The 26161-nt window shown below is 73.2% G+C and carries 22 protein-coding genes and 1 pseudogene; 10 read left to right on the top strand and 13 right to left on the bottom strand.

Annotated elements, in window-relative coordinates; all coding sequences use genetic code 11:
- Window positions 1-12 precede the first annotated feature (12 nt).
- Window positions 13-993: an EamA family transporter gene (locus OYE22_RS01930; RefSeq protein WP_277318761.1), complete on the top strand. Its 981-nt coding sequence runs from the start codon at window positions 13-15 to the stop codon at window positions 991-993.
- A gap of 160 nt (window positions 994-1153) precedes the next feature.
- On the opposite strand, the gene OYE22_RS01925 is transcribed toward OYE22_RS01930, so the two are convergent.
- Both OYE22_RS01925 and OYE22_RS01920 read right to left on the bottom strand, forming a co-directional pair.
- Window positions 1154-1801, bottom strand: coding sequence for an FMN-binding negative transcriptional regulator (locus OYE22_RS01925; RefSeq protein ID WP_277318760.1), 648 nt, complete (start codon window positions 1799-1801; stop codon window positions 1154-1156).
- A 79-nt stretch (window positions 1802-1880) separates the two neighbouring features.
- The gene (locus OYE22_RS01920) at window positions 1881-2717 is read right to left on the bottom strand and encodes a pyridoxamine 5'-phosphate oxidase family protein (protein ID WP_277318759.1); all 837 of its coding nucleotides are present in this window, start codon (window positions 2715-2717) and stop codon (window positions 1881-1883) included.
- 35 nt (window positions 2718-2752) lie between these two features.
- Here OYE22_RS01920 and OYE22_RS01915 point away from each other — a divergent pair, with 35 nt between their 5' ends.
- Entirely contained in the window at window positions 2753-4084 is a 1332-nt protein-coding gene (locus OYE22_RS01915) for an aminotransferase class I/II-fold pyridoxal phosphate-dependent enzyme (RefSeq protein WP_277318758.1), read from the top strand.
- On the opposite strand, the gene OYE22_RS01910 is transcribed toward OYE22_RS01915, so the two are convergent.
- Window positions 4075-5157 carry a DMT family transporter gene (locus OYE22_RS01910; protein ID WP_277318757.1) on the bottom strand — a complete coding sequence of 361 codons (1083 nt, stop codon included), beginning with the start codon at window positions 5155-5157 and terminating at the stop codon, window positions 4075-4077. The two genes, OYE22_RS01915 and OYE22_RS01910, sit on opposite strands and share 10 nt — an antisense overlap.
- 74 nt (window positions 5158-5231) lie before the next feature.
- Here OYE22_RS01910 and OYE22_RS01905 point away from each other — a divergent pair, with 74 nt between their 5' ends.
- Complete coding sequence (locus tag OYE22_RS01905) at window positions 5232-6164, top strand: LysR family transcriptional regulator (protein WP_277318756.1); 933 nt, start codon at window positions 5232-5234, stop codon at window positions 6162-6164.
- Window positions 6165-6283: 119 nt separating this feature from the next.
- Here OYE22_RS01905 and OYE22_RS01900 read toward each other — a convergent pair whose 3' ends face one another.
- The 5 genes from OYE22_RS01900 to OYE22_RS01880 form a co-directional block, all read right to left on the bottom strand.
- Complete coding sequence (locus OYE22_RS01900) at window positions 6284-6706, bottom strand: Rieske (2Fe-2S) protein (RefSeq protein WP_277318755.1); 423 nt, start codon at window positions 6704-6706, stop codon at window positions 6284-6286.
- Window positions 6703-9072 (bottom strand): prolyl oligopeptidase family serine peptidase, encoded by a 2370-nt coding sequence (locus OYE22_RS01895; protein ID WP_277318754.1) that lies wholly within the window; start codon window positions 9070-9072, stop codon window positions 6703-6705. The genes OYE22_RS01900 and OYE22_RS01895 overlap by 4 nt, the downstream gene beginning before the upstream one ends.
- 121 nt (window positions 9073-9193) lie before the next feature.
- A complete protein-coding gene (locus OYE22_RS01890) occupies window positions 9194-10282 on the bottom strand; it encodes a phosphotransferase (protein ID WP_277318753.1) in 1089 nt (362 codons plus the stop codon).
- 246 nt (window positions 10283-10528) lie between these two features.
- Window positions 10529-11248, bottom strand: a complete 720-nt coding sequence (locus OYE22_RS01885; protein ID WP_277318752.1) for a leucine-rich repeat domain-containing protein — start codon at window positions 11246-11248, stop codon at window positions 10529-10531.
- A gap of 203 nt (window positions 11249-11451) precedes the next feature.
- Window positions 11452-13452, bottom strand: a complete 2001-nt coding sequence (locus OYE22_RS01880) for an ABC transporter ATP-binding protein (protein WP_277318751.1) — start codon at window positions 13450-13452, stop codon at window positions 11452-11454.
- 548 nt (window positions 13453-14000) lie between these two features.
- On the opposite strand from OYE22_RS01880, the gene OYE22_RS01875 reads away from it, so the two are divergent.
- The 3 genes from OYE22_RS01875 (at window position 14001) to OYE22_RS01865 (ending at window position 16624) form a co-directional block, all read left to right on the top strand.
- Complete coding sequence (locus OYE22_RS01875) at window positions 14001-14714, top strand: polysaccharide deacetylase family protein (RefSeq protein ID WP_277318750.1); 714 nt, start codon at window positions 14001-14003, stop codon at window positions 14712-14714.
- Between the two features lie 142 nt (window positions 14715-14856).
- Window positions 14857-15687, top strand: a complete 831-nt coding sequence (locus OYE22_RS01870; protein WP_277318749.1) for an alpha/beta hydrolase — start codon at window positions 14857-14859, stop codon at window positions 15685-15687.
- Window positions 15688-15691: 4 nt separating this feature from the next.
- The gene (locus OYE22_RS01865; RefSeq protein ID WP_277318748.1) at window positions 15692-16624 is read left to right on the top strand and encodes an FAD-dependent oxidoreductase; all 933 of its coding nucleotides are present in this window, start codon (window positions 15692-15694) and stop codon (window positions 16622-16624) included.
- A 17-nt stretch (window positions 16625-16641) separates the two neighbouring features.
- On the opposite strand, the pseudogene OYE22_RS01860 reads toward OYE22_RS01865, so the two are convergent.
- Window positions 16642-17391, bottom strand: a pseudogene (locus tag OYE22_RS01860) (IS5 family transposase).
- Between the two features lie 532 nt (window positions 17392-17923).
- Between OYE22_RS01860 and OYE22_RS01855 the strand changes: the two are divergent.
- The gene (locus OYE22_RS01855; RefSeq protein ID WP_277318747.1) at window positions 17924-19780 is read left to right on the top strand and encodes a DUF4157 domain-containing protein; all 1857 of its coding nucleotides are present in this window, start codon (window positions 17924-17926) and stop codon (window positions 19778-19780) included.
- A gap of 405 nt (window positions 19781-20185) precedes the next feature.
- Here the strand turns inward: OYE22_RS01855 and OYE22_RS01850 are convergent, their stop codons facing one another.
- From OYE22_RS01850 to OYE22_RS01840, 3 genes are all read right to left on the bottom strand, one after another.
- Window positions 20186-20734, bottom strand: a complete 549-nt coding sequence (locus OYE22_RS01850; RefSeq protein WP_277318746.1) for a YciI family protein — start codon at window positions 20732-20734, stop codon at window positions 20186-20188.
- Window positions 20735-20910: 176 nt separating this feature from the next.
- Window positions 20911-21234, bottom strand: coding sequence for an AzlD domain-containing protein (locus OYE22_RS01845; protein ID WP_277318745.1), 324 nt, complete (start codon window positions 21232-21234; stop codon window positions 20911-20913).
- Entirely contained in the window at window positions 21234-21920 is a 687-nt protein-coding gene (locus OYE22_RS01840) for an AzlC family ABC transporter permease (RefSeq protein WP_277318744.1), read from the bottom strand. Before OYE22_RS01840 ends, OYE22_RS01845 begins: the two co-directional genes overlap by 1 nt.
- 124 nt (window positions 21921-22044) lie before the next feature.
- Here OYE22_RS01840 and OYE22_RS01835 point away from each other — a divergent pair, with 124 nt between their 5' ends.
- Window positions 22045-22581: an XRE family transcriptional regulator gene (locus tag OYE22_RS01835; RefSeq protein ID WP_277318743.1), complete on the top strand. Its 537-nt coding sequence runs from the start codon at window positions 22045-22047 to the stop codon at window positions 22579-22581.
- Between the two features lie 71 nt (window positions 22582-22652).
- Here the strand turns inward: OYE22_RS01835 and OYE22_RS01830 are convergent, their stop codons facing one another.
- Window positions 22653-24569 carry an SMI1/KNR4 family protein gene (locus tag OYE22_RS01830; RefSeq protein ID WP_277318742.1) on the bottom strand — a complete coding sequence of 639 codons (1917 nt, stop codon included), beginning with the start codon at window positions 24567-24569 and terminating at the stop codon, window positions 22653-22655.
- Window positions 24570-24829: 260 nt separating this feature from the next.
- On the opposite strand from OYE22_RS01830, the gene OYE22_RS01825 reads away from it, so the two are divergent.
- Window positions 24830-25063: a DUF397 domain-containing protein gene (locus OYE22_RS01825; protein WP_277318741.1), complete on the top strand. Its 234-nt coding sequence runs from the start codon at window positions 24830-24832 to the stop codon at window positions 25061-25063.
- Between the two features lie 106 nt (window positions 25064-25169).
- Entirely contained in the window at window positions 25170-26129 is a 960-nt protein-coding gene (locus OYE22_RS01820; protein WP_277318740.1) for a helix-turn-helix transcriptional regulator, read from the top strand.
- Window positions 26130-26161 lie beyond the last annotated feature (32 nt).

Here is a 26161-nt window from a genome sequence, read left to right as displayed (position 1 = left end):
GGGAGAAACCTCGTGCTCACTCCTGTGCGCTCCGCCCTGCCCGTGGGGCGCGGGCTCGCCTACATCACCTTCGCCGCCACCACCTGGGGCACCGCCGGCGCGGCGGCCTCGCTGCTGTACGACACCAGTGGTCTCGGCCCCCTCGCCCTCACCTTCTGGCGCACGCTGGGCGGTCTCGCCCTCATGCTCCCCGTGGTGCTGCTCCGCGCCCGCCGTACGCGGGCGTACGCACCGCGCGCCAACCCCCGCCCCTCGCGCCGCGACCGTACGACACGCGTCGTCGTCACGGGCCTGGGGCTGACCGTCTTCCAGGCCGCCTACTTCGAGGCGGTCGACTCCACCGGCCTGGCCGTCGCCACCGTCGTCACGCTCGGCGCCGCGCCGGTCATGGTGGCGCTGGCCGGCAGGGCCGTCGTCGGCGAGCGTCTTGGAGTCGGCGGCGCGTGCGCCGTCGCCGGAGCGGTGGTCGGCCTGTCGGTTCTCGTGTTCGGCAGCGAGGGCACCGGCGCGGTCCGCCCGGCGGGGGTCGGGCTCGCGCTGCTGTCGGCGGCCGGGTACGCCACCATCACCGTCTACACCCGCTACCTGGGCCGCGACGGTGGCGGCACGGACCCGTACGTCACCACGATGACGTCGTTCGCCGTGTGCACCGGGTGCCTGTTGCCCTTCGCGTTGGCGGAGGGGCCGCTGCCGCAGGCGCAGCACCTGGGACAGACGGTGGCCCTGCTGGTCTACATCGCCGCCGTGCCGACGGCACTGGCCTACGGCCTGTACTTCACCGGCCTGGCCGTGGTGCGCGCCACCACGGTCTCCGTGATCACGCTGATCGAACCGGTCACGGCCGCGGTCATCGCCGTCGCGCTGCTCGACGAGCGGCTGACGGTCGCGACGGTGCTGGGTACCGCCGTGTTGCTGTGCGCCGTGGTCGCCCTGGCGCTCGCCGAGGCGCGCAGTGCTCCGGCGGCGAGGGCCGACGCGGCGTCGACGGGCTGATCGCCGCGCCGGAGGGGTGGCGTCGGGCCGGCCGGGCGGGGTGAGCCCCGCGTGGCCGGCCCGCTCGCGCCGGCCGGGGCCCCACGTCACGCGCACGCGTGACGTGGGGCCGGCCGAAGGCCGGCGGTGACCGGGATGGCGGCTGGCGCGGCGCGGGTGCTCAGCCCGCCGTCGCGGTCCAGGCGCCGCGCCGCACCTGGTGGGCCCGGGCCGCGGCGTCCCGGGGCGCGCCACGGGAGGCCAGGGCGTCCGCCGTCCGCTGCCGGACCCGCTCCGACCGCTGGTTGGCGTACTTGAACTTGGCCCGTACGCCCATCACCTCAAGCCGCAGGCCGCGGATGCCGGCCAGCGAGCGGCCGTACGGCTCCTGGCCGGCGACCACGGGCGCGGAGCCGCCCTCCGGCTGGAAGTGCGCGAGCTGCCTGGTCAGGAGGGCTGCCTTGGCCGTGGGGTCGTCGACTATGTGCGCGGTGCAACTGAGCTGTACGGCCGCGTAGAAGGTGGTGGGAACGCCGTGTTCGGGAGGTAGGTCCGCGTCGGCCAGCCAGGGGCCTGGTACGAAGACGTAGTCGTCCGCGACGCTGAGCAACACCTCCGGGCACGCCTCGATCGCTGACCAGATCGGGTGGGGTCGGGCCAGGTGCAGCAGGGCCTCCCGGCGTTGTTCGTCGTAGGCGAAGTGCGTGGGCTGCACGAGCGGTGGCGCGCCGGGCGGGCCGTTCGCCGCGAGGTGGCCGAAGTCGTGACGGGCCAACCAGGACTGCCATTCGGCGTCGTCCTGGGCGGCGTCCCAGGGGTGGATCAACATCCGTGCGCTGCCTTTCGTGCGGTGCCCCGCTGTGGTGCTGTGCCGCTGTACTGGTCGTGCCGTACCGCTGCGCTCCGGGTCAGCCGCCGGCGAGGTAGTCGGGGAGCGGGATGGCCGGGTCGAGGTCGTCGGAGGGGATGGGCGTGCCGTAACGCGGCGCGACGGGCAGCACCCCGGCCCAGTGCGGCAGTCCGAGGTCCTCCGGCTCGTCGTTGGGGCCGCCGTCGCGCCACTTCGCCGACACCTCCTTGAGGTCGAGGCGGAGCACGGCGGTGGCGGCCAACTCCTTGGCGTTCCCGGGCCGGCAGTCGGCGGCGCGGCCCGGCACGACGTGGTTGACCAGGGCATCGAGGGCCACGGTGCGCTCGTCCGGGTCGGTGACCTGGTGGGCCACGCCGTGCACCACGACCGAGCGGTAGTTGATGGAGTGGTGGAAGGCGGAGCGCGCGAGGACCACGCCGTCCAGGTGGGTCACGGTCAGGCACACCGCGAGGCCGGGCCGCGACTGCTCGGTGTCCGCGGCATCGCCGGAGGAGGCGGTGCCCGGGTCGGCCGCGTCGGGGGTGGCGGCGGCCCCGTCGGTGGCGGTCGCGCCGTCGCCGGCCGCCGAGGGGTTGGCCGCCGCCATGCGCAGCGGGCGCGAGCCGGTGGAACCGTGCACGTACAGCCGCTCGCCCACGCGCGCGTAGAGCGTCGGCAGGACGACCGGGGCGCCGTCCCTGACGAACCCGAGGTGGCAGACGTAGGACTGGTCGAGCAGCGAATGGACCAGTTCGCGGTCGTAGGAGGCGCGGTCGCGGTCGCGCGAGGTGACGGTGCGGCTGGTCGGGCCGTACGCGGCGGGGGGTGCGCCATCGGCGGTCTTGTCAGCCTCCGGCGCGGGGGTGAAGGTGGAGGCGGATTCGACGGCGGCCATTGCCTTCTCCTTTGTATTAGTGCATACTCGTCATTGTGCTAGGAGAGTATCGGATCGAAGGGCGGCGCGCTGCTGATATCGCCGCCAGCGTGGAGCGGGCCGTCGGAGCGGGTGGCCTCGCCCCCGGTGAACTGCTGCCGCCCATGCGGGAGTTGGCGGTCTCGCTGGGGGTGAATCCCAATACGGTGGCGGCCGCCTATCGCTCGCTGCGCGATCGCGGGGTGATCGAGACGGCCGGCCGTCGGGGCAGTCGGGTGCGCTCGCGTCCCTCGACCACGGCCCGGGAGATGCTGGGCGTCGACGTTCCCGAAGGCGTTCGGGACCTCGCGATGGGAAACCCGGACCCGGCCCTGCTGCCCTCGCTCGATGACGCCCTGGCGTCGGCCGCCGCGCGGTACGCGGAGCGGCCGGTGCTCTACGGGGCGCCGCTGGTCTCCGCCGAGCTGGCTCGGATGGCGCGGGCGGCGCTGCGCGCCGACGGGGTGCCGGACGGGCCGATCACCGTCGTCTCGGGCGCCCTCGACGGCATAGAGCGGGTGCTCGCGGCCCATCTGCGGCCGGGTGACGTGGTGGCCGTCGAAGACCCGGGGTGGGGCGGCCTGCTCGACCTCATCCCGGCGTTGGGCCTGCGGCCCGAGCCGGTGGCGCTCGACGACGACGGCCCGCTTCCCGACCACGTCGAGCGGGCGGTGCGGCGGGGCGCCAGGGCGCTGGTGGTCACCAGCCGCGCGCAGAACCCGACGGGCGCGGCCGTCAGCGCCGAGCGCTCGCGCGAGCTGCGCGGGATACTGGCCGACCACCCGGGCCTGCTGCTGATCGAGGACGACCACGGGCACGGCATCGTCGACCTGCCCCTGCACTCACTGGCCGGGATCACCGACCACTGGGTGCTGGTCCGCTCGACGGCCAAGGCGCTCGGTCCCGACCTGCGACTGGCCACGCTCGCCGGCGACCCGGTCACGGTGGACCGGGTCGGGGGCCGCTCGCGGCTCGGCCCCGGCTGGGTCAGCCACCTGCTCCAGGATGTGGTGATACGGCTATGGGAGACGGAGGCCGTCCAGCCGGGCCGGGTCGCGCGGTCCTACGGTGAGCGCCGCGACGCCCTCATCGCGGCGCTGGCCGAGCGGGGGATCGAGGCGTACGGGCGCAGCGGGATGAACGTGTGGGTGCCGGTGCCCGACGAGACCGGCGCGGTCTCCCGCATGCTGCACGCCGGTTGGGCCGTCGCCCCCGGGGCCCGCTTCCGGATGGCCTCTCCGCAGGGCATCCGGCTGACCATATCCGCGATCGACGTCGATGACGTCGAGGGGCTCGCGGACACCGTCGCGGCCGCGGTCCGCCCGACGCTCGTGGGGCGCTACGGCTGACGTGACGGCTCGCCGGGCCGGTGTGCGGCGACGGTACGGCGCGGCCCGCGCTGGGTCAGGGCCGCGCCCGCGAGGACGATGACCGCCCCGACCGGGGTGTTCCAGGTCAGCGCCTCACCGAGGAGCAGTACGCCCGCCGCCGTGGCGATCACCGGGATGAAGTAGGTCACCAGCGTGGCCGTCGTCGGCCCGACCTCGGCGACCAGGCCGTACTGGAGCAGGAACGCCAGGCCCGTGCCCAGCGCGCCCAGGGCCAGCACGGACAGCAGGGGGAGCATCGGCAGGGAGTCGGGGGCGGCGGCGAAGAAGGGCGTGACGAGGCCGAGTTGGATCGTGCCCAGCAGGAGCTGGCCGCCCGCCATGGAGAGATTGGAGTGCGATGTGTGGGCCAGGGTGCGGCGCACGTAGATCCAGCCGACCGCGTAGCTGAGCGAGGCCGTCAGGGCCATCGCGGTGCCCGCCGGGTCCTGGCCGGAGAAGCCCTGCCAGGCGCCGAGCACGGTGAGTACGCCGACGAACCCGAGGCCCAGGCCGGCGATGCGGCGACGGGTGGGGCGGTCCTCGGACAGGGCGACGAGCGAGAGCAGCATGCCCCACAGCGGGGTGGTGGCGTTGCAGATCCCGGCCAGGGTGGAGGAGATGTGCAGTTCGGCGTAGGCGAACAAGGAGAACGGAAAGGCGTTGAGGAGGAAGGCCGCCACGGCGAGGTGGCCCCAGGTGCGGACGCCGCGCGGTAGCCGCTCCCGCTTGACGGCCAGGACCGCGAGCAGCACGAGCGTGCCGAACAGCAGCCGCCCGAGCGTCACGTACAGCGGGGCGAAGCCGTCGGTGCCGACCTTGATGAGGAGGAAGCTGAAGCCCCAGATGAGGCACAGTACGGCGAACCGCAGCCGCCACCCCGGCCGGCCGCGGGTGCGCTCGCGCGCCGCGGGGCGCTCGGCCGTCGGGAGCGTCCCGGTCCGCGCGGTGGCGACCTGGGTCGGAGCGGGCGCGGATGCGGGGGCTCCGGGGGACGGGGCGGTGGTCGCGCGCGGGGTGGTCGCGGCGGTGCGAGGGGCGGGGGGCGTGCGCATGGGTATCACGATGATGGTCGTCACGGATTAGAACAATCGAAATTTTGTGGCCCCCTTCACGTAGCATCGCTTACATGTTGAACCTGGACCGTCTGCGTACGCTCTACGCCGTCGCTCGCCACGGCTCCGTCAGCGCCGCAGCCGACGGACTGCACGTGACCACCTCCGCCGTCTCCCAGCAACTGGCCAAGCTGGAGCGTGAGACAGGGCAGCAACTGCTCGCCAAGAACGGCAGGGGGGTGCGGCTGACCGACGCCGGACGGCTCCTGGCCGATCACGCGTCGCGCATCCTGTCCCAGGTAGAGCTGGCCCAGGCGGATCTGGAGGCGCAGCGCGGGCAGGCCGTCGGCGAGTTGGTGCTGGGCGCCTTTCCGACCGCGGCGCGCGGGCTGTTCCCCACGGCGCTGGCCCGGCTCCGCGAGGAGCATCCCAAACTCCGTGCCCACCTGCGGGAGATGGAGCCCGATGAGTCGATCCCCGCGGTGGTGCGCGGAGACGTGGACCTCGCGGTGGTGCTCGACTGGTATAACAAGCCCCTCCCGGTGCCCGAGGGACTGGTCAAGGCGCCCCTGTTGGACGACGTCGCCGACGTGGCGATGCCGGCCTCACACCCGCTCGCCGACCGGAGCGTGGTGGATCTGGAGGAGTTCGCGGGCGACGAGTGGGTGTCCTGGCCCAAGGGCGAGTTCTGCCACGACTGGCTGATGCTCACGCTGCGCGGCGCGGGCATCGAGCCCCGGATCTGCCACATGGCGGAGGAGCACCACACCCAGCTCGCCCTGATCGCCGCCGGGCTCGGCGTCGCCGTCGCCCCGCGCCTGGGCCGGGGCCCGGTGCCGAGCGGGGTGCGCGTGGTGCCCGTTCGGCACACCATGCGGCGGCACATCTACGCCGCCTGGCGCGCGGACGCCGACCGCCGCCCGTCGATACGGGCGGCGGTGGAGGTGCTGCGGGCGACCGCGGTGGAACTCGGCGCGGTGGAGGAGGGCGAACCGGGCCCGTCCTGAGCGGCGCATGCCCCGCGGCGCTGGCCCGCCGCGCTGGCCGGCCGAGACGACCCGTCGTGACGACCTGCCGTGACGACCCCTCGTGACGCTCGACCGTGACGACCGGCCGCGCGAGCGGGTCAGCGCAGGGTGAGGGTGTCGCCCGAGACGGTGACCTTCGCCGCCTTGAGGGGGCGCCGGGCCGGGCCGGCCTTGACGCTGCCGTCGGCGATGTCGAACTTGCTGCCGTGGCAGTCGCAGTTGATGGTGCCGCCGGACACGTTCGCGACCGGACAGCCCTGGTGCGTGCAGATGGACGTGAACGCTTTGTAGTCGCCGGGTGTTGGCTGGACCACGACCACCTTGTGCTTCTTGTAGACGACGCCGCCGCCCTCGGGGATGTCGGACGTCTTGCCTAGCTCGCGGGCGTCCGACGACTGTCCGTCGCCGCCCCCGTCGTCGCCGCACGCGGCGAGCACGGCGGACAGGCCGGCCACCCCGACGGCCGTGACCACGGTGCGGCGGGTCGCGTTCGGACGGGTCCTCGTCGGCTCTTGGATCATGGTGCTGCCTCCCGGCTGGAGATCGCTGCGGAGGTTCCACGCGGACGAGCTGGGCCCGGTGCCGAGGAGCCGAGGGACCGGTGGAGGAAGTCGACCTGGAACCGCAGAAGGTTTTCGGTGACCGCATTGTCCACGGGGAGGTGCGTGGCGCCCGGGAGCGGCAGCACCGTATGTGGCCGTCCGAAGGACAGCAGTTCCGCCGAGAAGCGCAGCGTGTGCGCCGCCAGCACGTTGTCGTCAGCGAGCCCGTGCACCAGCAGCAGCGGTCGACGCAGCAGGTGGCCGTGGCCGACCAGGGACGTGGCGTCGTAGGCGGCCGGCTGCTCGTCGGGGTGGCCCAGGAACCGCTCCTTCCAGTGCGTGTCGTACAGCCGCTGGTCGGCGGGGGCCGCGCCGGCGATGGCGGCGTGGAAGACCCGCGGCCGGTGCAGCACGGCCGCGGCCGCCAGGTAGCCGCCGAACGACCAGCCACGGATCGCCACCCGCCCCAGGTCCAGGCTGGGATGCTCGGCCGCCGCCGCGTACAGCGCCTCGACCTGGTCGTCCAGGACCGGCGTGAGCACGTCACCGTGGACGGCCTTCTCCCAGGCCGGCCCGCGCCCCGGAGTGCCCCGGCCGTCGGTGACCAGCACGGCGAACCCCTGCTCGGCCAGCCACTGCGAGACACACGTCCACCACCCGTGGCAGCGCCGTACGACCCGCAGCGCCGGCCCGGCGTACGGGTCGAGCAACACGGGCAGCTTGCCGTCCCCCGGGGTGTGCCACGACGGCAGGTAGAGCGCGCTGCGCAGCGCGCGCTCACCCAGCCGCAGCAGCGTGGGGCGCGGGGTGAGGACCGGCTGCTCGGCACGCGAGCCGATCCGCCCCACCGGTACCCCGTCCCGTACGACCGTGACCGTGTCTCCCTCGGGCGTGCGGCTGTCGATGACGACGGTGCCCCCGCCGCAGACCGCGTCGTGCACCCCCGGGTCCCGGCTCAGCCGCCGCAGGCCCGCCTCCGGCGCGTACGACCACACATGGCGCTCGGTGGGCTCCGCGCTGGCGGCGAACAGCACCCGCTCGCCGTCGACGCCGAGCACCGCGTCCAGTTGGAGGCCCTCGGGAGTCTCGAACACCGGCTGGCCCACGCCCGCCCCGGACCGCCCGTCGCCCCCGTGGCCAGCCGCGCCGTCAGTCGCCCCGTGACCGGCCGGGACCACGCGTAGCCCCCGCGTGTCGGCGCTCTCCCACGGCCAGACCCGGGCGCCGGAAGCGGTGCGGGCCGGGATGCCGGGCACGATCTGTACCCAGGCCGGGTCCCGCCGCTCGTGCAGGACGTGGGTCTCGCCGGTGTCCGGATCGGCGGTGAGGACCCGCAGGGTGCGCTGGTCGCGGCTCTGCACGGACAGGACGGGCCGTGGCCGTGCGGCGGGGCCAGGGGCCGTGGCGGGCGCCGGGACGCCCGCGCCCGTGTCCGCGCTCGCCAGCGTGTCCGTATCCTCCCAGCCCGCGGTGACCAGGTACTCGAACGCGGCCCGGTCCCAGCGCACTTCGGTGCGCCGGCCGTCGAGGTGGACGACGTGCAGGGACACGTCCGCGTTGGCGGTGCCGGCCGACGGGTAGCGCACCGTGCGTGGCCGCCGCTCCGGGCGCGCCGCGTCGCCGATGAACACCTGCCGTATGGGGCTGACGTCCACCCGGGCCACGAGCAGTGACCTCCCGTCGGGAGCCCACCAGAAGCCGCGGTCGCGGCCCATCGACTCGGCGGCCACGTACTCGGGCAGCCCGTAGCTGACCTCCGGGCCCTCCGGCGCGAGCAACAGCCGGTCCGTGCCCGCGCCGTGCCCGCGCCGGGCGGCCGCGCCCGGACCCGCCGCACCGGCCGCGCCGCCCGTGCCGTTCGGTGTCGTGCCGTCCGGCGGCGTCAGCTCCACGACGTGCAACGCCCCCTCGGTGACGTAGCCGATCCGCCGTCCGTCCGGGGACAGGCGCGGGTCCACCACCGGGCCGGCGGCCGCCACCGGGAACGGCGCGCCGTCGGTGCGTACCGCCCACAGCGCGCCCCCGAGCGGGAAGGCGGCTATCCGTCCGTCGCGGTCGATGCTGAAGGAGACCACGCCCTCCGAGGGCTCCCGGGCGCGCTCGCGGCGCAGCCGTTCCGCGGTGGGCAGCGCCCGGCGCGGGCCGGTGAGTTGTCGTGGGCCGGCGAGCACGCGTTCCTCGCCGTCCTCCCACACCCACAGCGAACTCGTCGGGTCGCTGCCACTGGCGGAACGGACGAAGAAGACGCGGCTGCCGTCGCCGGCGACGGCGAAGTGTCGAGGGACGCCGAGCGCGAAGCGGCGGGTCCTGGCGTACTGCGCGGGAAAGGTCGTCACGTCGGTCACCCTGACCACTCTGACAGCACGGCCACGGGGCTTGCCGCGCCCTCAGGTTGTCGCTGCCGTCGCGGACCGGGCGGGCCTCCGCGCGACGCCTGGTCGGCGCCCGTACGTCAGGTCGCCGACGTTACGGGACGTTCCAGGCATCCCAGTCGTCGATGGCGGCCAGGCAGCGTTCGATGATCGGGAACCGGGCGGGCCACTCGCGGCCCCGCTGCTGGACGGCCATGACGTGCAGGGCCAGGGGCGTGGCGAGGTTCCACGGCAGCGCGGCGCGCACGTCGTGCCGGCAGCGGTCGAGGTCGTAGCCGGTGACGCCGCGTGCGAGGAGTACCCGGTGGTACTCCCGTACGAGGTCGGCCTCGACCGCTCGCCGCAGCCGCGGGGTCAGGCTGGTGGCCAGGAAGCGGGCCACGTCCAGCGGGCCGCGGCCGTGCTGGGCGAACTGGAAGTCGACGAACCGGACGTCCCGGGGCCGGTCAGCCGCGCCGAACGCGATGTTCTGGCTGTGGAAGTCGCCGTGTACGAGGGTGCGGGGCGCCGCGGCGAGACGGGTGACCAACCGGTCGAAGCCGGCCAGCAGCCGGTGCGGCGCGTCGCCCAGCACCGGCGGCCAGGCGCCGGTGTAGGAGCCCAGCCAGCGCGCGCAGAACGCGGTGACCGTGGCGTCCCGGGGCACGGTGATCTCCCGGGCGCCGGCCGGCAGGTCGCGGCCCCACCACGGGGCGTGCAGCGCGGCCAGCTTGCGCACCGCGGCCAGGGCCTGCTCGGCCGAGCAGCCGTCGAACTGCCGGACGAAACCCCGCTCGCCCAGGTCCTCAAGGAGCAGCCAGCGTGGGCCGCCGCCCGCCTCGCGCCCGCTGCCCAGTACGTGGGGAGCGACCGGTTCGGGCAGCCGGGGAGCGAGGTGACGGTAGAACTCCGCCTCAACTTCGGCGAGTCGTGGGCCTTCGATGAGGGCGGCGGAGGCGGTCTTCAGCACCAGCGACGCCGGCCCCGGCGGCCCGTCCGGCGCGTACGCGAGCCGTAGCCGTACGACCGTCCCCACCAGGCCCGAGCCGTCCACCGGCGTCGCCCGCGCGGCCGTGACCCGGCCGCCGTCGGGCAACCGTCCCGCGCACCGTAGGAGTTCGGTCAGGCCGGCCACGTCGTCGACGAGGGAACCGGCGGGCAACTCGGACCGGAATCGGGCGTCATGCGTCACGGAACTGCTCATCCTCACGTTCGTAAGCGACGGAACTCGTAAGCGATAGAACCCGTATGCGGAAGAACTCGTACGTGATCGAAGCGGACCGGTGGCGGAGCGCGAGGCTCCCGGGGAGGCGGTGGGGGCGGCCGCGCGTGGGCTTGCTGGCGCGGGCGGGAGCGGTGGCGACTGCTCGTCGGGCGCGATGGGGAGCGGCCGGTGGGGTACGGCGGTGACGGTGGTGGTGTCGTGGGGTGGCCCGTGCGTACGGGATGCTCAGGTCAGGACGACGCATCCGCGGTGCTCCAACGCGGCAACCAGTGGGTGGGTCGGGTCCACCTCGTTCCACCGCAGGTCCAGTTTCTCCAGCGCGGGCATCCGGGCCAGCCACTCCGGCAGGTGGCGCAGGCGGTTGCTCCGCAGGTCGAGCTGGCGCAGTCGGGGCAGGGCGGCCAGGGCCGAGGGCAGCGCGGACAGGGCGTTCTCGCGCAACTCCAGGTGGCGCAGCTCGCGCAGGTCGGCGACGGACGGGGGCAGGTGCGTGATCGCGTTGCCGCGCAGCCAGAGTTCGCGCAGGGCGCGCAGGCCACCGATGGTCTCGGGCAGCGTGCCGAGCCGGTTGTGCTGGGCGCGGAGTTCGACCAGGCCGGCCATGCGTCCGAGGGCCGCCGGCAGGGTGGTGAGGTCGTTCTCGCCGACGTTCAGGTAGCGCAACCGGGTCAGGTCGCCGAGCGTGTCCGGGAGCCGGGTGAGCCGGTTGTCGTGCAGGTACAGGCAGCCGCTGAGCCCGGTGAGCTGACCCAGCGCGTCGGGCAGCGAGGCGAGCGCGTTGTGTCCGAGGTCCAGGGTGGTCAACCCGCGCAGCGCGCCGATCGCCTCCGGGAGGTCCGTGAGCCCGTTGTCCGCCAGGATCAGCACGTTCAGCTCGGTCTGCCGCCAGACGTCTTCGGGCACCGCTCCGAGCCCGTGCCGCCACAGGTTCAGGGTGTTCACCACGGTCGATTCCCCTTCGCGCGTGTCCCGCGCCTCGATTCTCACCCGCGGCGCGCGCCCCGGCGACCACGTTTCGCGGGCCGCCGTGGCCAGCCCGCTGGGCCCGTCCGCCGGGCGCGCCCGGCGGCGCCCGTGGGTGCGCCCGAGTAGCGCCCGTGGGTGGGCCGCCTCGCGCGCCCGGCGTGGGGGCGGTTGACCGCGCGGCGTCAGTCCGCCGCGTCGGGATGGGGCGCGCCGGCCCGGCGGGCGGCGGGCAGGTCGTGCGGTGGCGTGGGCGGGTGCCCGTACTGGGCCGCCTGGCGTTGGAACATCCGCTGGTACAGGCCCCCGGGGCTGGCCATGAGCTGGTCGTGGGTGCCGTCCTCGGCGACGCGCCCGGCGTCGAGGACGTAGATGTGGTCGGCGGTGGCGGTCGCGGCGAGCCGGTGGGTGATCAGGACCACGGCGGTGCCGTCGTCGGCGAGCTGACGCAGTTGCTCGAAGGCCTCGATCTCGGCGTGCGGGTCGAGTGCCGAGGTCGGCTCGTCGACCAGCAGGAACGGCGCGCCCCGGTAGCGGCTGCGCGCGGTGGCGAGCTTCTGCCACTGACCGCCCGAGAGCTGTACGCCGCGCTCGTACCCCTTGAAGACGATCGAGTCCCACCCGTGTGCCAGGCCCTCGACCAACGTGTCCACGTCGGCCGCTCGGGCCGCGGACCTGACCTGCGCCATGTCGCGGTCGCGGTCGCCGGCGCCGACGGCGACGTTGGCCGCCGCGGTCATCTGCCACTGCGGGAAGTCCTGCGCCAACAGGCCGACCGAGCGGAAGACCTGCGCCCGGTCGGCCTCGCGCAGCTCGACCCGCTCCCCGTCGGCGCCCTCCCACCACACGGCGCCCTCGGTGGGCAGCACGAGCCCCGCGAGGATCTTGGCCAGCGTGGACTTGCCCGAGCCGTTCATGCCCACCAACGCGGTCACCTCTCCCGGGCGTACCCGCAGGCTCACGTCGGTGAGCGCGGGCTCGGCGGCTCCCGGGTAGGTGAACGACACCTTCTCCACCCGCACCGCCCGCACCGGCGACGGCAGCGGCGCACCCGTGCGCGGGATGGCGTGCTCGGCCGCCAACCGCGTGGCCTCCTCGGTGTCGCTGAACTGCAACATCTCCTCGTACATGCGGTTGACCTGGCGCACCAGCGAAGTGAGCCCGGCGGTCGAGTTGCGGATGGCGACCACCGCGGTGCCACCCACGGCCAACGGCAGGCCGCCGCTGGTCAGCAGCCACCACAGCATCCCGTAGCAGCCCAGCGACGCCAGGCCGGAGAAGGCCCCCGCGACCAGCTCGGTGTGCGCCTGGGCCCGGGCCAGCCGTCGCTGCTCGGTCTCCATCAGCCGCGACATCTCCTCGTAGCCGCGCAGCAGGAGCGTGCCGGCCTCGTGCGCCCTGATCTCGCCCGCGGCGTGCGGCATCGTCAGGTACTGCAACAGCGTGGCCACCGCGCGCCGGTGATCGACCCAGTGCCGGCGCGAGAGGTACTCGCGGCGCGCCGTACGGACGGCCCCCCACCCCTTGGGCACGGCGATCGCCAGCAGCATCGGCAGCAGCGCCCAGTGCAGCGAGGCCAGCACGGCGGCCGAGGCCACCATGCTGATCAGGACGCCCGTGATGCCCACCGACAGGCCGAGCATGCGGCGCGCCGAGTCCGTGCCGAACTTGCCGGCCTCCAGATGCCGTTGGATCTCCGGCCGCTCGGTCGCCGCCACCTCCACGCGCGTGACGGCCCGGTAGTACTGGGTGGACACGGCCCGCTCGATCTGTGGTTCGAGCCGGCCGGACATGGCGGTCGACCAGGCCGCCAGCAGCGCCGTACCGACCGACACCACCGCCAACACGACGAGCGCGGGCAACGACTGCCGCAGCTTGTCGGGGGTGGGGCCGTCCGCGAACAGGTGGGTGAGGACCCCGTTGACCGCCACCAACCCCGTGGCGCCCGTGACGCCCTGCCCCACCTGGGCCACCACGAGCCCGATCAACGCCCGCCGGTCCGCGGCCCAGCCGGCCCGCAGTACCACGGCCATCATGCGCGGCAGCGCCGAGGTCATCTGGCCGAACCCGGTGCGCGCGAGCGCGCCCTCGTGCTCGACGTACGCGTGGTTCCAACGCAGCCGGCCGCCGAACAGTTCCTGTTCCGCCGCCGAGACCCCGCTCGCGAACTCCCGCTCCCGCTTCAACCCCGCCACCCCCGGCCCCCGTCGACCCCGGCGGGCTGGGGGCGTCCGGTCGCACGGCGGCACCCCCGTGCGCCGGCCGCCGTGTCCCGGTTCCGGTCCCGCTCAGCACGGCGTACGGCGGCGAACCCGGGCCAGGGTGGCGGGGTGGCCGGTCGGAGGCGTGCGCCGGCGACGGCGGTGGCGGGCACGAGGGGCGGTGCGACGTACACGGTGGCCTCCGGATGAGGTTCGGGGAGTACGGGCGCCCTGGCAACGGCGGCTAGCACGGCCGCGTAACGGGCCGGCCACAGGCTGGCCGTCCGCGAGCACTTCCCGCAAGGCGGCCGGGGTCGCGGGCGCCACGCGGGCGGGGGAGGGGACCTGTCCCAGACAACTAGCCGATAAGGCGCGGTAGTTGGCCTGAACGGGGTCGACGCGTGCGCGGGCGGTGGCGTGAAACGGTCGCCGACTTCACCGCGGAGGGAGGCCTGCTGGGGTGGCCAACGAGGCGGTCCGCGGGGGCGGGCGATCCATTGACAGCGATGTGGTCTGGACCAATTATGTGGGGCATGTCGAGAATCCGTGGAACGCTCGCCGCGCTCGCGGCCTTGCTGTTGCCTCTGGGGATGGCCGCTCCGGCGGCCGACGCCGCCGGCGGCTCGGTGACCGCGCCCGCACCCGCGCCCGTGTACACCCACGTCGACACCGAGGACCCGGTTCTGTTCATCACGATCGACGACGGCTGGGGCACGGAAGCAGCGGCCGGCGCCCGGAAGTTGCTGATCGACCGGCGGGTCCCCGCATCGCTCTTCCTGCTGCCCGGCGCCTACCAGCGGGACATGGACTACTACCGCACCCTGCTCGCCCACAGCCCCGCCCGCGTCGAGAACCACACCGTCAGCCACCGCGACATGACCACGCTGAGCGCGGCCGAACAGCGGGCGGAGATCTGCGGCGCCCGCGACCAGCAGTTGTCCGCCTTCGGCGACAGCCCGCGGTTGTTCCGCCCGGCCGGCGGTCAGGACCACCAGTGGCCGTACTACGACGACGACACCCGCACCGCCGCCACCGCTTGCGGGGCCGAGGCCGTGGTGACCTGGACCCACGATCTCACCACCTGGGGCTCCTGGACGCCGCCCACACCCGAACTGAACCGTGGGGACATCGTGCTGCTGCACATGGGCCCGCAACTGGAAGGCGACCTCAAGCGGGTGCTCGCGGCGGCGGACGCGGCCGGCCTGAGGCCGGCGAAGCTACGCGAGTCCGCGCTCGCCGCGCGCTGAGCCGCGCGGACGCGCGACGCCGGGCGGCCGGGCCCGGGCGGGCGGAACCGACACGGCCTGGCACGGCCTGACGCGGGCATCGGACAGCCTCACGTCCGTGGTGGGTTGTGGCGGTCCGGTGCCGGGTGACAGGGTCCCCACCATGCCCACCTTCCACGCGCCCGACGGAGTACGGCTCGCCTACCGCACCATCGGGGACGGCGAGCCGGTCGTCTGCCTCCCCGGAGGCCCCACAGCCGCCGGCTACCTCGGTGACCTGGGTGGCCTCTCCCAGCACCGCCAACTCGTCATGGTGGACCCGCGCGGCACCGGCGAGTCCGCGCTGCCCGACGACACCTCGTCGTACCGTTGCGACCGCCTGGTCGACGACGTCGAGGCGCTACGCGAACACCTCGGGCTCCCGCGCGTCGACCTGCTGAGCCACTCCGCCGGCACGAACGTCGCGACGCAGTACGTGGCCCGCTATCCGAGGAACGTCAACAGGCTCGTGTTGGTGGGGCCCAGCCCGCGCGCCGTCGGCCTGGCGATCACGGCGGAGACGCGACGCGAGCTGGCGCGACGTCGCGCGAACGAACCGTGGTTTCCCGCGGCGTTCGCCGCCCTGGAGGCGATCACCGACGGTACGGGCAGCGACTGGGAGGCGATCGCGCCCTTCTTCTGGGGCCGCTGGGACGCCGCGGCGCGGCGACACCACGCGGCCAGCCAGCCGACGAACGAGGAAGCCGTCGCCCTCTTCGCCGCCGACGGCGCCTTCCAGCCGGAGTCCACCCGCGCGGCGCTCGCCGCCTGCCAGACCCCGGTTCTGCTGCTCGCCGGAGAATTCGACCTGAACAGCCCGCCGCGGTCGGCGGCCGAGTTCGCGGCGCTGTTCCCCGACGCCACGCTCGTGGTGCAACCGGGTGCCGGCCACTACCCCTGGCTCGATGACGCCGACCGGTTCGTGTCGACCACCGCGGCGTTCCTGAAGGGGTGACGGCATGACCCGCACGCCGCCCCGCGCGGGAGCGACCGGTACGAACATGACCGACCTGATCATCGTCGGTGGAGGGCCCGCCGGTTGCGCCGCCGCGCGGATGGCGGCCAGCGTGGGGCTGCGCTCGGTCCTCGTCGAGCCGGACGCCGTGTGCCACAACCTCCACCGCGTTCCCGTGCTGGACAACGTCCCCGGCGGCCACACCAGCGGCCCAGCGCTGGCTGACTCCCTGGCCGCGGAGTTGCACGCCACCACCGCCTGCCGCGTCGAACTCGGCCGGCGGGTCACCCACCTGCGCGCCGACGACGACCAGGTCACCGTGGAGTTGGACGACGGCACCCGCATCGCGGCCCCGCACGCCGTCGTCGCCACCGGCGTCGGCCCGCGGCAACCGGGGGACGTCGGCTGGCTCACCGCCCCCGCCGACCCGCGCCTGCCACCGCTGTGGGCGGCCGACGCCGCCGACGCTAAGGGGCGCACCCTGCTCGTCCTCGGCGGCGACCGCCCGATCGGCACCTTCCTGCGGGCCCACCCGAGGATTCGCACCCGCCTGCTCGTGGCCTACCCGGTGAGCGACGACTACAAGGTCGAGGAGGTCGGCGACGACCCCCGCGTCACGCTCCTGCCGGTGCGCCACCTCACCCTCCCGCCCGGCACACGGGGCGCGCCGGTGGCCCAGGTGGTGGATCGCGAGGGCCGACGCCGTACGGTCACGGCGGACGCCGCGTTCCTCAGCATCGGCAGCACCCCCACCGCGCCCCTCGGCGACCTGGTGCGCGATGCGAGTGGTTACTGCCCGCCCGACGCCCAACACCCCCGCGTCAGCATCGCCGGCGACCTGCGCTCGGCCCGCTACCAGCGCATCGCCACCGCCATCGGCTCCGGCAGCGAGGCGGCCCTGCGCGCCTACTACGCGGCGCGAGACCTGTTGGCCTAGGAGTTGTCGTCAAAGCGTCACGCCCACATCAGCAGCGAGACAAGGGTGACGGCTGCCTGGTAGGACTCGGCGGTCTTGTCGTAGCGAGTCGCGATGCCGCGCCATTGCTTCAAGCGGTTGAAGCACCGTTCCACTACATTGCGCCGCTTGTAGATTTCGCGATCGACTGTCAGGGGCGTCCGCCGAGACTGCCGCGACGGGCCCGGTCGCGGATCTGGTCGGCCCGTTCAGGGATGGTGTGCGTGATGCCCCGGCGCCGCAGCCAGGCCCGGATCGCCTTGGAGCTGTAGCCCTTGTCTCCCAGGGCGTGATCGGGCCGTACGCGGGGTCTGCCGGGGCCGACGCGGGGCACCCGTATCGCTTCCATCACGGCGGTGAACTGGGTGCAGTCGTTGGTGTTCCCGCTGGTGAAAACGAAAGCGAGCGGTCGGCCGACGGCATCGCAGACCAGATCAATCTTGCTGGTCAGTCCCCCTCTGGAGCGGCCGAGTGCCGGGTCTCGAAACCCCCTCTTCGGGCTCCGGCGGCGTGCTGGTGGGCTCGGACGACGGTGGAATCGACCGACACCAGCCAGTCGATCCCGCCGGGCCGCGTCCGCCTGGGCTTTGCGGAGCATCCGCTCGAAGGTGCCGTCCTTAGCCCATCGGCGGAAGCGGGTGTGCAGCGTGGCCCAGGATCCGTACCGCTCCGGCACGTCTCGCCAGGCCGTACCCGTCCGCCGTCCGATCGTCCAGCCGCTTCCGCCCTCGCTCTGACCGGGGCAGCAAAGGGCGGACGAACTCTCACTCGGCATCCGACAGTTCATGGCGCCGTATCACCCGACCATGATCCACTACCCAAGATCATTTGACGACAGAACCTAGCCCACACCGCTACGCTCCCACGCCGGGGAGCTCGCTCACAAGGTCAGGGCTTCCCTGATGATCTGACGTGTTCAAGCGCGTCAGGAGGACTCAGGTTGAGCGAGTGGCGAGTCTCGTTGGTGCGCGGCGCAGCGCCACCCACGGGGGAGGTGGCGTATGCGCCGCCGGATCCCGCCGGACACCTCCCCGCCGGCGCCACCTGTCTCCGACCCGTGAAGGAGCCGAGGCCGCACCGTCCGATCGCTGAGCGGGTGTGCCGGTCGATGCCGGCCCTGATCGTTGCACCTTCAGGCACTGTGGGTTGCCCTGATCCTTGCTGCTCTACCCCGCCTCGTTCGCCCTGTGCTAAGCAGGAGGCCGGCAGGCGGGAGAGGGGACCGGGGTGCGGGCGCAGGACAGGGACGGCAGAGGCGAGCGGCAGGCCGTCAGGCCAGGCATGACAGCCCGGACACCCGGAGCGGCCGCCGGGGCGCGGTCGGGCCCGCCGACGGAGCTGCTCGCCCTGCAGGCCACCGTAGGAAACGACGCCGTCCTGCGGATGCTCCGCCGGACGGCGCAACCCGTGCAACCCGCCCAACCCGCGCAGCTCGCGCAACCCACGCAGCCCGGGGAGCGGCACCAGCAAGGTGCCGGTCCTGCGCACCCTCTTCCCGGACCGCCTCCGGTGCAGCGGCGTTCGACCGTACACGAAGTCCTGCGGTCGGCCGGCAAGCCGTTGGACGACGCGACCCGCACAGACATGGAAGCGAGGCTCGGGGCCGACTTCTCCGATGTCCGCGTCCATGACGACAGCGCGGCCCGGGCCTCGGCGGCCGAGGTTGGCGCCCGGGCCTACACGTCGGGCTCTCATATCGTCATCGGCGACGGCGGCGCCGACCGGCACACCTTTGCCCATGAGCTCACGCACGTCGTACAGCAGCGCCAGGGCCCGGTCGCGGGCACCGACGACGGCCGCGGCCTGAAGATCTCGGATCCGGCCGACCGGTTCGAGCGCGAGGCGGAGGCCAACGCCCGTCGAGTGCTCTCCGCGCCGGTTCCCGACCACTCGACCGGGCGGGGCGCCGGAGCCGCCGGATGCCACGACGAGATGCCGGACCACGCCCAGGCGCCGGACAACGCGCACGCGCTCGGCAACGCGGTACAGCGGCTGAGGGACGAGTCGAGGCCCCCGAAGGTGAGCAAGCCAGGCAGCCGCGCCCGATCACTCACCGCTCTGAACGAGCAGGAACTCCAGATACTCTCGGAGTATCTCGCGGAAATAACGCACGGCGATGTCGACTTGGCGGACGTCGAGAAGCAACAGGACCCGAACGCGTGGTTCACGATCGAGTTCAACGGCTGGACCCTGGCGGAGCTCTCCACCGAGGTCGAGAAGAACCTGAAGCGTCTGGTCGGCGAGAGCCGGGCCTTCAGCGTCCGGAGCCGCGCCGTCCATCCGGCCGGGGGAATCGTCTTCACCGACGACGTGAAGGCCCGGGAAATCGCCAGGCGGCATACCCTCACGGTGGGGCACCTGGACCTCGGGAAGAACCTGCTCAAGACGCAGCGAGACCCTCAGTTTCTCGAGCAACTCGATGAGCATATGGGCAAGACCGTCCGGGAGACGGAAGCCCTCGTGAACCAGCACAAGTGGGTTCTCAGGACCGAGGCGACAAGCGACGGGCTGATCTACTACGGGCCGACTCCCGCCTCCCGCGCCCCCCACCAGAATCCGGCGAAACCCAAGGACAACCTCGGCGCGCCACCGCGTCCCGCGAATCTACGGATCACCCAGGAGATCAAACTTACAGGCCCCTGCGCCCGTGGGGACGAGAGCCAGACGCGTGCACGCGCCATGGGCAACTACTCCGCCCTGAACTACGCCAAGAAGGTCGGCTTCCCGGACGCGGACACCATGCGCTGGGAGTGGCTGCACGTCATAGGCAGCGCGATCGGTGGAGGCAACGAAGCGGGCAATCTCGTGGCCGGGACCTTTGACTCCAACACCCAGATGACGATGCTCGAGGGGAACATCACGAAATTTTGCAAGGACAACGCGAGCCCGGCGAACCCGGTGACGGTCAGAGCGGAGGCCGTCCTCCTCCCGGATGCCGGTGGCAGCCCCACCTACATCGCGAACCAGATCCGTGTCTGGGTCACACAAGGAGGCAACACCGTCCTGGACGGGACGTTCCGCGGAGTGGACCCGACCGCGATGGACCGCATGCAGTACGACTACTACCAGAGCGTCTTCAACAGGCAATTCCAGCCGGCCGAGGACCCCTGGCAGCAGCTCGTCGACTCCGCCCTGTGACGCCTCCTCCTGCCCGCCCGCCCGGCCCGCGCCCAGCTCGCCCCCTGAGGCATCGAGGCCCCCGACCCCGAGTGGCAGCGGCTGAGCGGAGTCCAGTACCGGCCGCGCGGGCAGGCCTCCGTCCTCCTTCGGCGGAAGCGGGGTGTGCAGCGTGGCCCAGGATCCGTACCGCTCCGGCACGTCTCGCCAGGCCGCACCCGTCCGGAACTCCCAGACGATTCCGTTGAGGACCGTCCGCTCGTCCAGCCGCTTCCGCCCTCGCTCTGACCGGGGCAGCAAAGGGCGGACGAACTCCCACTCGTCATCCGACAGTTCATGGCGCCGTGACACCCGACCATGATCCACCACCCAAGATCATTTGACGACAGAACCTAGCGCCGCGTGGCCCTACGGAGCCCCGGTCCGTCAGCGCCTGCCGCCGCACTGCCAGTCGTGGACCTCGACGTGGTCGTGGTGGTCCGGGGCGAGGGTGGCGCGCGCGGTGTCCGGGTCCGGCGCCTGGACCAGCGCCGCCGTACCCAGCCAGGTGGCGCCGTCGTCGGAGAGCAGTGGCCCGTAGGCGATCAGGTCGTCGGTGTCCGGGAGGGCGCTGGGGGCGGTGGGCTGTCCGGTGCCGAGGCCGAGCACCAGGTACCGGTCGCCGCCGGCCAGGCCGCCGGGGAAGTCCCACATGGTGCGGCCCAGGAGGTTCTGCCAGCGGCGTAGCAGCACGTCCTGGTACACGCCGGCCTGGTAGCCGGGCTCGTCGAAGGCGAACGCGCGGGCGGCGGCCGGGTTCGGCAGGTCGACTACGTGCACGCTGCCGGTGGGCGTCTCACCGTCGTCGGCGAAGGTCGGGCCACGCGCGATCATCTCCTTCGCGTACCGGTCCATGTACGACCAGTGCTCTTCCAGCAGGTCCATGCGCAGTGACAGGGAACCGGGCCGGTCGCGGTGGTAGCAGAAGAACTCCATGCCGCAGTCTCTCCCATACGGTTCCCCCTGCCGAGGCCCCCCATCGCCGTGGTTGCCGGACAGGCGGATGGCCGCGTTGTCCTCCTCGCGTGGCACGGGCGTCCGGGGCAGCGTCTTTGCCCTTACGCGGTGGATCAACAGGCGGACGGGCAGCCGGAGTCGAGCGCACCGGCGAGTCACGGCACGGACAGCAGGCGCAGCGCCGCCGTGACGGCCGCGGCGGCGATCACCACCACCAGGAAGGGGACTTTCCGGTAGGCCAGCACGCCGCCCACCGCCACGCCCACCGGCCGGGCGACCCCGCCGATGTGCTGGCCGGTCGCCAGCGTGGCGGTCACCACGAGCGAACCCAGCAACACCATCGCCGACGTGTTCAGCAGGTGCTCGGCCCGTGGCGGGAACGTGAGGCGGGAGCGCAACACCGGCCCGGTGAAGCGGAAGACGAACGTGCCGGCGGCCAGGGCCAGGAGCGCCACCAGCACCGTGGGGGAGTAGGGCACTACAGCGCCTCCTGGCGCCCCTTGGGGGCGGGGTTGAGGAACACGGCGAACAGGGCCAGCAGCACGGGCAGGCCGGCCGGCAGGAAGGGCGTCGTGGCCAGCGCGATCGCCGCCCCGGCCAGCACCGCCCCGCGCATCGCGCGTTCGCGCAGGGCCGGCAGCATCAGGGCCAGGATGACCGCGGGGAACATCGCGTCGAGCCCGAGCGCCTCGGTGTCGTGGACGACGTCCCCGGCCAGTGCCCCGAGCATCGCCCCGGCCGGCCAGCAGATCAGCATGCCGAGACCGCACACCCAGTAGGCGCCGCGCTGGCGGGGAACGTCGGGCTGGGCCAGGGCCAGCACCACGCTCTCGTCGTTCATCAGGTGTGAGGCCACCACCCGCCGCCAGCCGGGCTGGATCACCTGGGGCGGGATCGCCAGCCCGTACGGCAGGTGTCTGGCGTTGGCCAGCAACGCGACCAGGGTCGCGGCCACGGGGCTGCCGCCCGCCGCGATCATCCCGACGAACAGGAACTCCGACGACGCGGCGAGCACCAACACGGCGGCGACGGCCGGAAACCACAGGGGGAGGCCCTCGGCGACGCAGATCGCGCCGTAGGAGACGCCGATGGCGCCCACCGCGAGGCAGGTCAACACGATTCCGCGCAGGAGGTCCCGATCGAGGGTTCCCCAAATCGATCGCATGTTGAATATAATGAACACGCCGAATCGCCCGGTCAACCACAACGGATGCTCATGTCGCCAACGGATCCCCCCCGCCCCGCCGCCGCACGACGCCCCGCCGCCCGCCTCGGGCCCGGTGCCCCTGATGGCGACCATCGCCCCGGCCCTGCGTCAGGAGCGTCGCCGCGCCGGCCTCTCGCTCAGCGAGGTGGCCCGCCGCGCCGGGCTGTCCAAGTCCACGCTCTCCCTCCTTGAGTCCGGCACCGGCAACCCCAGCCTGGAGACGCTGTGGTCCATCTGCGTCACGCTCGGCATCCCCTTCTCCCGGCTGCTCGACCTGCCCACGCCCCGGGTACGGGTGGTCCGCGCCGGGCAGGGCCCGGTCTTCGCCGCCGAACACGCCGACTACCAGGCCACGTTGCTGGCGATCGGCCCGCCGGGAGCCCGCCGGGACATCTACACCATCACCGCCGAACCCGGCAGCCAGCGCACCTCCAGTCCGCACACGCCCGGCGTGGTCGAGCACGTGGTGCTCAGCACCGGCCGGGCGCTCGTCGGCGTGGCCGCGGAGCCCGTCGAACTACACCCAGGGGACTACATCGCGTACCCCGCCGATGTCCCGCACGTCTTCCGCGCGCTGGAGCCCGGCACCACCGCGGTGCTGGTCTCTGAGAACGTCTGAGGCCCGGCCCGGCGGACGCGGTCCGCCCACCGAGCCGGACGCGCCCCCGTGCGAGCCCGGCAGTCCGGGCGTCACGGCTGGTCAGAGGTGAAACGGACGGTCACGTACATCTGTGTCTCGCCGGGAGCCGGCGGCCGGTTCCACGGCCGGGTACGGAAGGTGTGCAGGCGCCCGCCGGTGAGGGCGGCGCGCGGCAGCCGCACGCCGAACTCGGCCGCCAGCGCCTCCAGGGCGCGGCGCTCGCCCAGCCGCTCGGCGTGCGGGTCGTCCGACGGGAAGAGCCGACCGGGGTCGAACGCGTCCGGCACGGGCCCGTGGCTGGTGACCTCGCCATCCCGCACGGTGAACGCGTACCGCTCCGCTCCGTCCTCGGCCACGGAGAGGTGGAACAGGCCGCGGCGGCGGGCCCGGACCGGGTCGCTCCACACGGTCACCGCGCGGGTACCCCGGGACGCGGCGGTGCCGGGGGAGGCGAACCGGTGCTCCGCGAATTCGCTGAGGGGCCGCGCCTCCAACGCGAAGCTCCAGTCGGGACCGGCCGAGCCGACGGCGACCACGGCCTCGTCCTCCCACGTCACGTCGGCCCGGCGCTGGCCTCGCGCGCGCCCCAGGGGCGTCGGCTCGCCCAGATCGCCGGCGTCGGTAGCGCCGAGGCGGCCCGGGAGGTCGACCGGCCCCACCGACTCCACGAGCACGAAGCGGTACGAGGCCAGCAACCCACCCGGGCCCTCGTCCACCAGCCAGGCCAGGCCCGACGGGTCCGAGCCCGCCGCCGGGACCGGAACCTCGCCCGCCTGACTGGCCCGTGGGGTGGCCAGCAACTCGCGGCCCCGCTCCGGGGTGAGGACAGGGCCGAGGAGAGGATCGACACAGAGGCCGACCGGTGCGAGGTGGTCGGGACCCAGCGGACGCCACACCGGCAGCGCGGCGCGCAGCGTCCGCCACGCCGCGTCCGTCTCACCCCAGCGCGCCTGCTCCCGCGCCCGTTCGACGGCGCGCCCTAACTCACCCGCGGCGGTGTAGCGGTAGCCGCCCTTGCCCTCCCGCGTGCGCCGCAGGACCTCGTCAGCCAGCTCGCGTACCGCGTCCGAAGCGCCGTGCGGTGTGTAGCCCCACACGGCGTCGTCGTGGCCACGGTCCACGTGCTCGGCCGCCAGCAGGGGAAGGATCTCCGGCGCGTACACCGGATCGCACGCGAGCGTGCCGAAGTCGACCATGTAGGTCTCCCCGAGCAGCCGGCGTATCTGGTCGCGTAGCTCCTTCGCCCGTGGCCTGCCGTACGCCAGCGCCTCCGCCAGCGCCGCCTCGGCCCGTTCGTACCGCCCGGCCAACGCGTCCAACCGGGCCGCCTCGACGGACGCGTCGAGCCCGCGCGTCGTCGGGTTGACGAACTCCACTCCGGCCCGGTCCGCCGCGCTGACCCGCAGACGGTGGAACTCGCGGTACATCTCGTCCATGAACGCGCGGAACGACGCGTACCGCTTCGGTGGAGCGGCACGCCACGAGGCGTAGCAGTACACGGCCCACTCGCCGTCGTCGCCCACGTCACCCGGGTCCAGCAGGACGTACATGGCGTCCGAGACCACGTCCAGTTGCAGGGCCCGCTCCCACATCCCGGCCAGCAGCACGTCATCGGGTGTCGGGTCGTCCTCCAACTCGCCGGGGAAGAACTCCGACAACCCCGACTCGTCCTGGTGCCACCGGGCGTCGTCGGTGCCGGCGAGCAGATAGACGAACCCACCCGCGTGCCGCCAGCCGTCGCTCACCGCCAGGAACGTCCGGTACGAGGGCGGCAGGCGATGGCCCAGCCGCTCCTCCAGGGCGCGGACGCGCTCCTCGGAGGCGGGCGGGAACCCCAACCAGCGCTCCCGCAGGGCCTCCTGGTCCTCGTCCGAAAGCTCGCCGTCCGCCGCCTCGTGCGCCGCGGCCCCCGCCCACTCCCGGCTCCAGCGCTCCAGGAACGGCCGCCAGTCCTTGTTCTCCGTCATGCCGCCGATAGTGCCAGCCACCACTGACAACGCCCGTCGCCGCCGCCGGACCGCGCGGGGAGCCGCGCCGCACGCTGTGACGGAAGTGAATTCTGGGAATTCCCCGGACACTTCTTCGCGACACTTCGTGTGCCGACGCGCCGGGTCCCGCTTTTGCATTCGGGTTATGGACTCCTTGCGTACGGGAAAGCAGTAGGAGGTCATATGCAAAGGGCCCGGATCCGCGCATGCGAGATCCGGTCATGTGAGAGGGGTCGGGCATGGAATTCCGCAACGGCGTGGGCGCGGACGAGATCGCGGGCGTCGACTGGGTCAAGAGCAGCGCCAGCGAGGGCGTGGGCAACTGCGTCGAAGTTGCCGGGCTCCCCGACGGTGGCGTGGCGATGCGCAATTCGCGCGACGCCAGTGGGCCGGCGCTGGTTTTCACCGCCGCTGAGATCCGGGCCTTCCTGGCCGGCGCGAAGGAGGGGGAGTTTGACGGCCTCTGTGGCTGAAGTCAACTAGCTGGAAGGGTAGTTCGGCGGACGTTCGGGCGGGATGCTGTAATACTGGCTCATCCCCTGCTCATGACACCAATTCAGGCCCTTGTGAGGAGCCTCCGTGTCCGCCGAATCACCTCGTGATCCGCTGCCCGTAGCTCCCGTCACCCCGTTGCGACAGCCTGCCGCGGCCGGGGGCCCTGACCGGCTGCTCGGCGCCGCGCTGCGGCAGCTACGGCAGGAGCGGGGGATGACGCTGGAGGAGGTCGCGGCCGCCCAGGAGATCAGCGCGTCCGTGACCAAGCTCAGCAGGTTGGAGCGGGGTCACTCACCGGTCAAGGAGCGGGACCTGCGGGACTTGCTGCGGCACTATCGCGCTTCCTCCCGGGAGCAGGAGCACCTCGCGGGGTTGTTCCGGGACATCCACGAGGCGCACGGCCGGGCCACGATCAGCGACCTCACCCCGACGTGGCTGGAGCGGCTCATCCTGGTGGAGGAGAACGCCCGCTCCATCACGACCTTCGAGCGCAACGTCGTCCCCGGCCTGCTCCAAACCCCCGCGTACGCGCGGGTCCTGGTCCGTAGCGAGCTTGAGGCGGAGAAGGCCGCCCACGACGAGGTGACCGTCAACTGGCACGTTCGGCAACGCCGGTGGCGCTGGGAGGCGTTCGAGCAGCGCGCCGAGGGCGACCTCGAGGTCATCATCGGGGAGGCGGCGCTGTGCCAGGTCGTCGGCGACTACGCGATCATGCACGAGCAGATGGAGCGCCTGCGCGAGGTGGCCGGCGGGCCCCGGGTCATCCTCCGGGTCCACCCGTTCGTCGGTGGCAGCCTGCTGGCGCCCCGCCAGCCGGTCACGCACCTGGTGTACGACGACGGCGGCCCCAGGGAACTGGTGTACTTCGAGACCATCGTCAAGGCCGTGTACCTCACCTCGCAGGCGCACGTGGAGCGGACGCGGGAGCGGCTGCTGCACGCGCGAGGCGGAGCGCTCACCCGTCGACAGAGCCAGAAGCTGCTGGACGACTACGTCGAGAAGTACGCACGCCTGCGGGGCGGGAGCGGCGAGACCACGCCGTAGCCCGCCGCTCCTCGGCGGGTCAGGGCCCACGC

The sequence above is a fragment of the Streptomyces sp. 71268 genome, assembly GCF_029392895.1.
Lineage (GTDB): Bacteria > Actinomycetota > Actinomycetes > Streptomycetales > Streptomycetaceae > Streptomyces.
Note: the sequence above shows the minus strand (reverse complement) of the source record. Positions and strands in the feature narration are given on the sequence as shown.

Coding starts and splice junctions, on each gene's coding strand:
- OYE22_RS01910 (WP_277318757.1), bottom strand. CDS start 5,157: ATGCGCACGCCCCCCGCCCCTCGCACCGCCGCGACCACCCCGCGCGCG.
- OYE22_RS01865 (WP_277318748.1), top strand. CDS start 15,692: ATGACCCGCACGCCGCCCCGCGCGGGAGCGACCGGTACGAACATGACC.
- OYE22_RS01875 (WP_277318750.1), top strand. CDS start 14,001: ATGTCGAGAATCCGTGGAACGCTCGCCGCGCTCGCGGCCTTGCTGTTG.
- OYE22_RS01890 (WP_277318753.1), bottom strand. CDS start 10,282: ATGAGCAGTTCCGTGACGCATGACGCCCGATTCCGGTCCGAGTTGCCC.
- OYE22_RS01855 (WP_277318747.1), top strand. CDS start 17,924: ATGACAGCCCGGACACCCGGAGCGGCCGCCGGGGCGCGGTCGGGCCCG.
- OYE22_RS01920 (WP_277318759.1), bottom strand. CDS start 2,717: ATGGCCGCCGTCGAATCCGCCTCCACCTTCACCCCCGCGCCGGAGGCT.
- OYE22_RS01925 (WP_277318760.1), bottom strand. CDS start 1,801: ATGTTGATCCACCCCTGGGACGCCGCCCAGGACGACGCCGAATGGCAG.
- OYE22_RS01905 (WP_277318756.1), top strand. CDS start 5,232: ATGTTGAACCTGGACCGTCTGCGTACGCTCTACGCCGTCGCTCGCCAC.
- OYE22_RS01900 (WP_277318755.1), bottom strand. CDS start 6,706: ATGATCCAAGAGCCGACGAGGACCCGTCCGAACGCGACCCGCCGCACC.
- OYE22_RS01835 (WP_277318743.1), top strand. CDS start 22,045: ATGGCGACCATCGCCCCGGCCCTGCGTCAGGAGCGTCGCCGCGCCGGC.
- OYE22_RS01850 (WP_277318746.1), bottom strand. CDS start 20,734: ATGGAGTTCTTCTGCTACCACCGCGACCGGCCCGGTTCCCTGTCACTG.
- OYE22_RS01825 (WP_277318741.1), top strand. CDS start 24,830: ATGGAATTCCGCAACGGCGTGGGCGCGGACGAGATCGCGGGCGTCGAC.
- OYE22_RS01830 (WP_277318742.1), bottom strand. CDS start 24,569: ATGACGGAGAACAAGGACTGGCGGCCGTTCCTGGAGCGCTGGAGCCGG.
- OYE22_RS01870 (WP_277318749.1), top strand. CDS start 14,857: ATGCCCACCTTCCACGCGCCCGACGGAGTACGGCTCGCCTACCGCACC.
- OYE22_RS01840 (WP_277318744.1), bottom strand. CDS start 21,920: ATGCGATCGATTTGGGGAACCCTCGATCGGGACCTCCTGCGCGGAATC.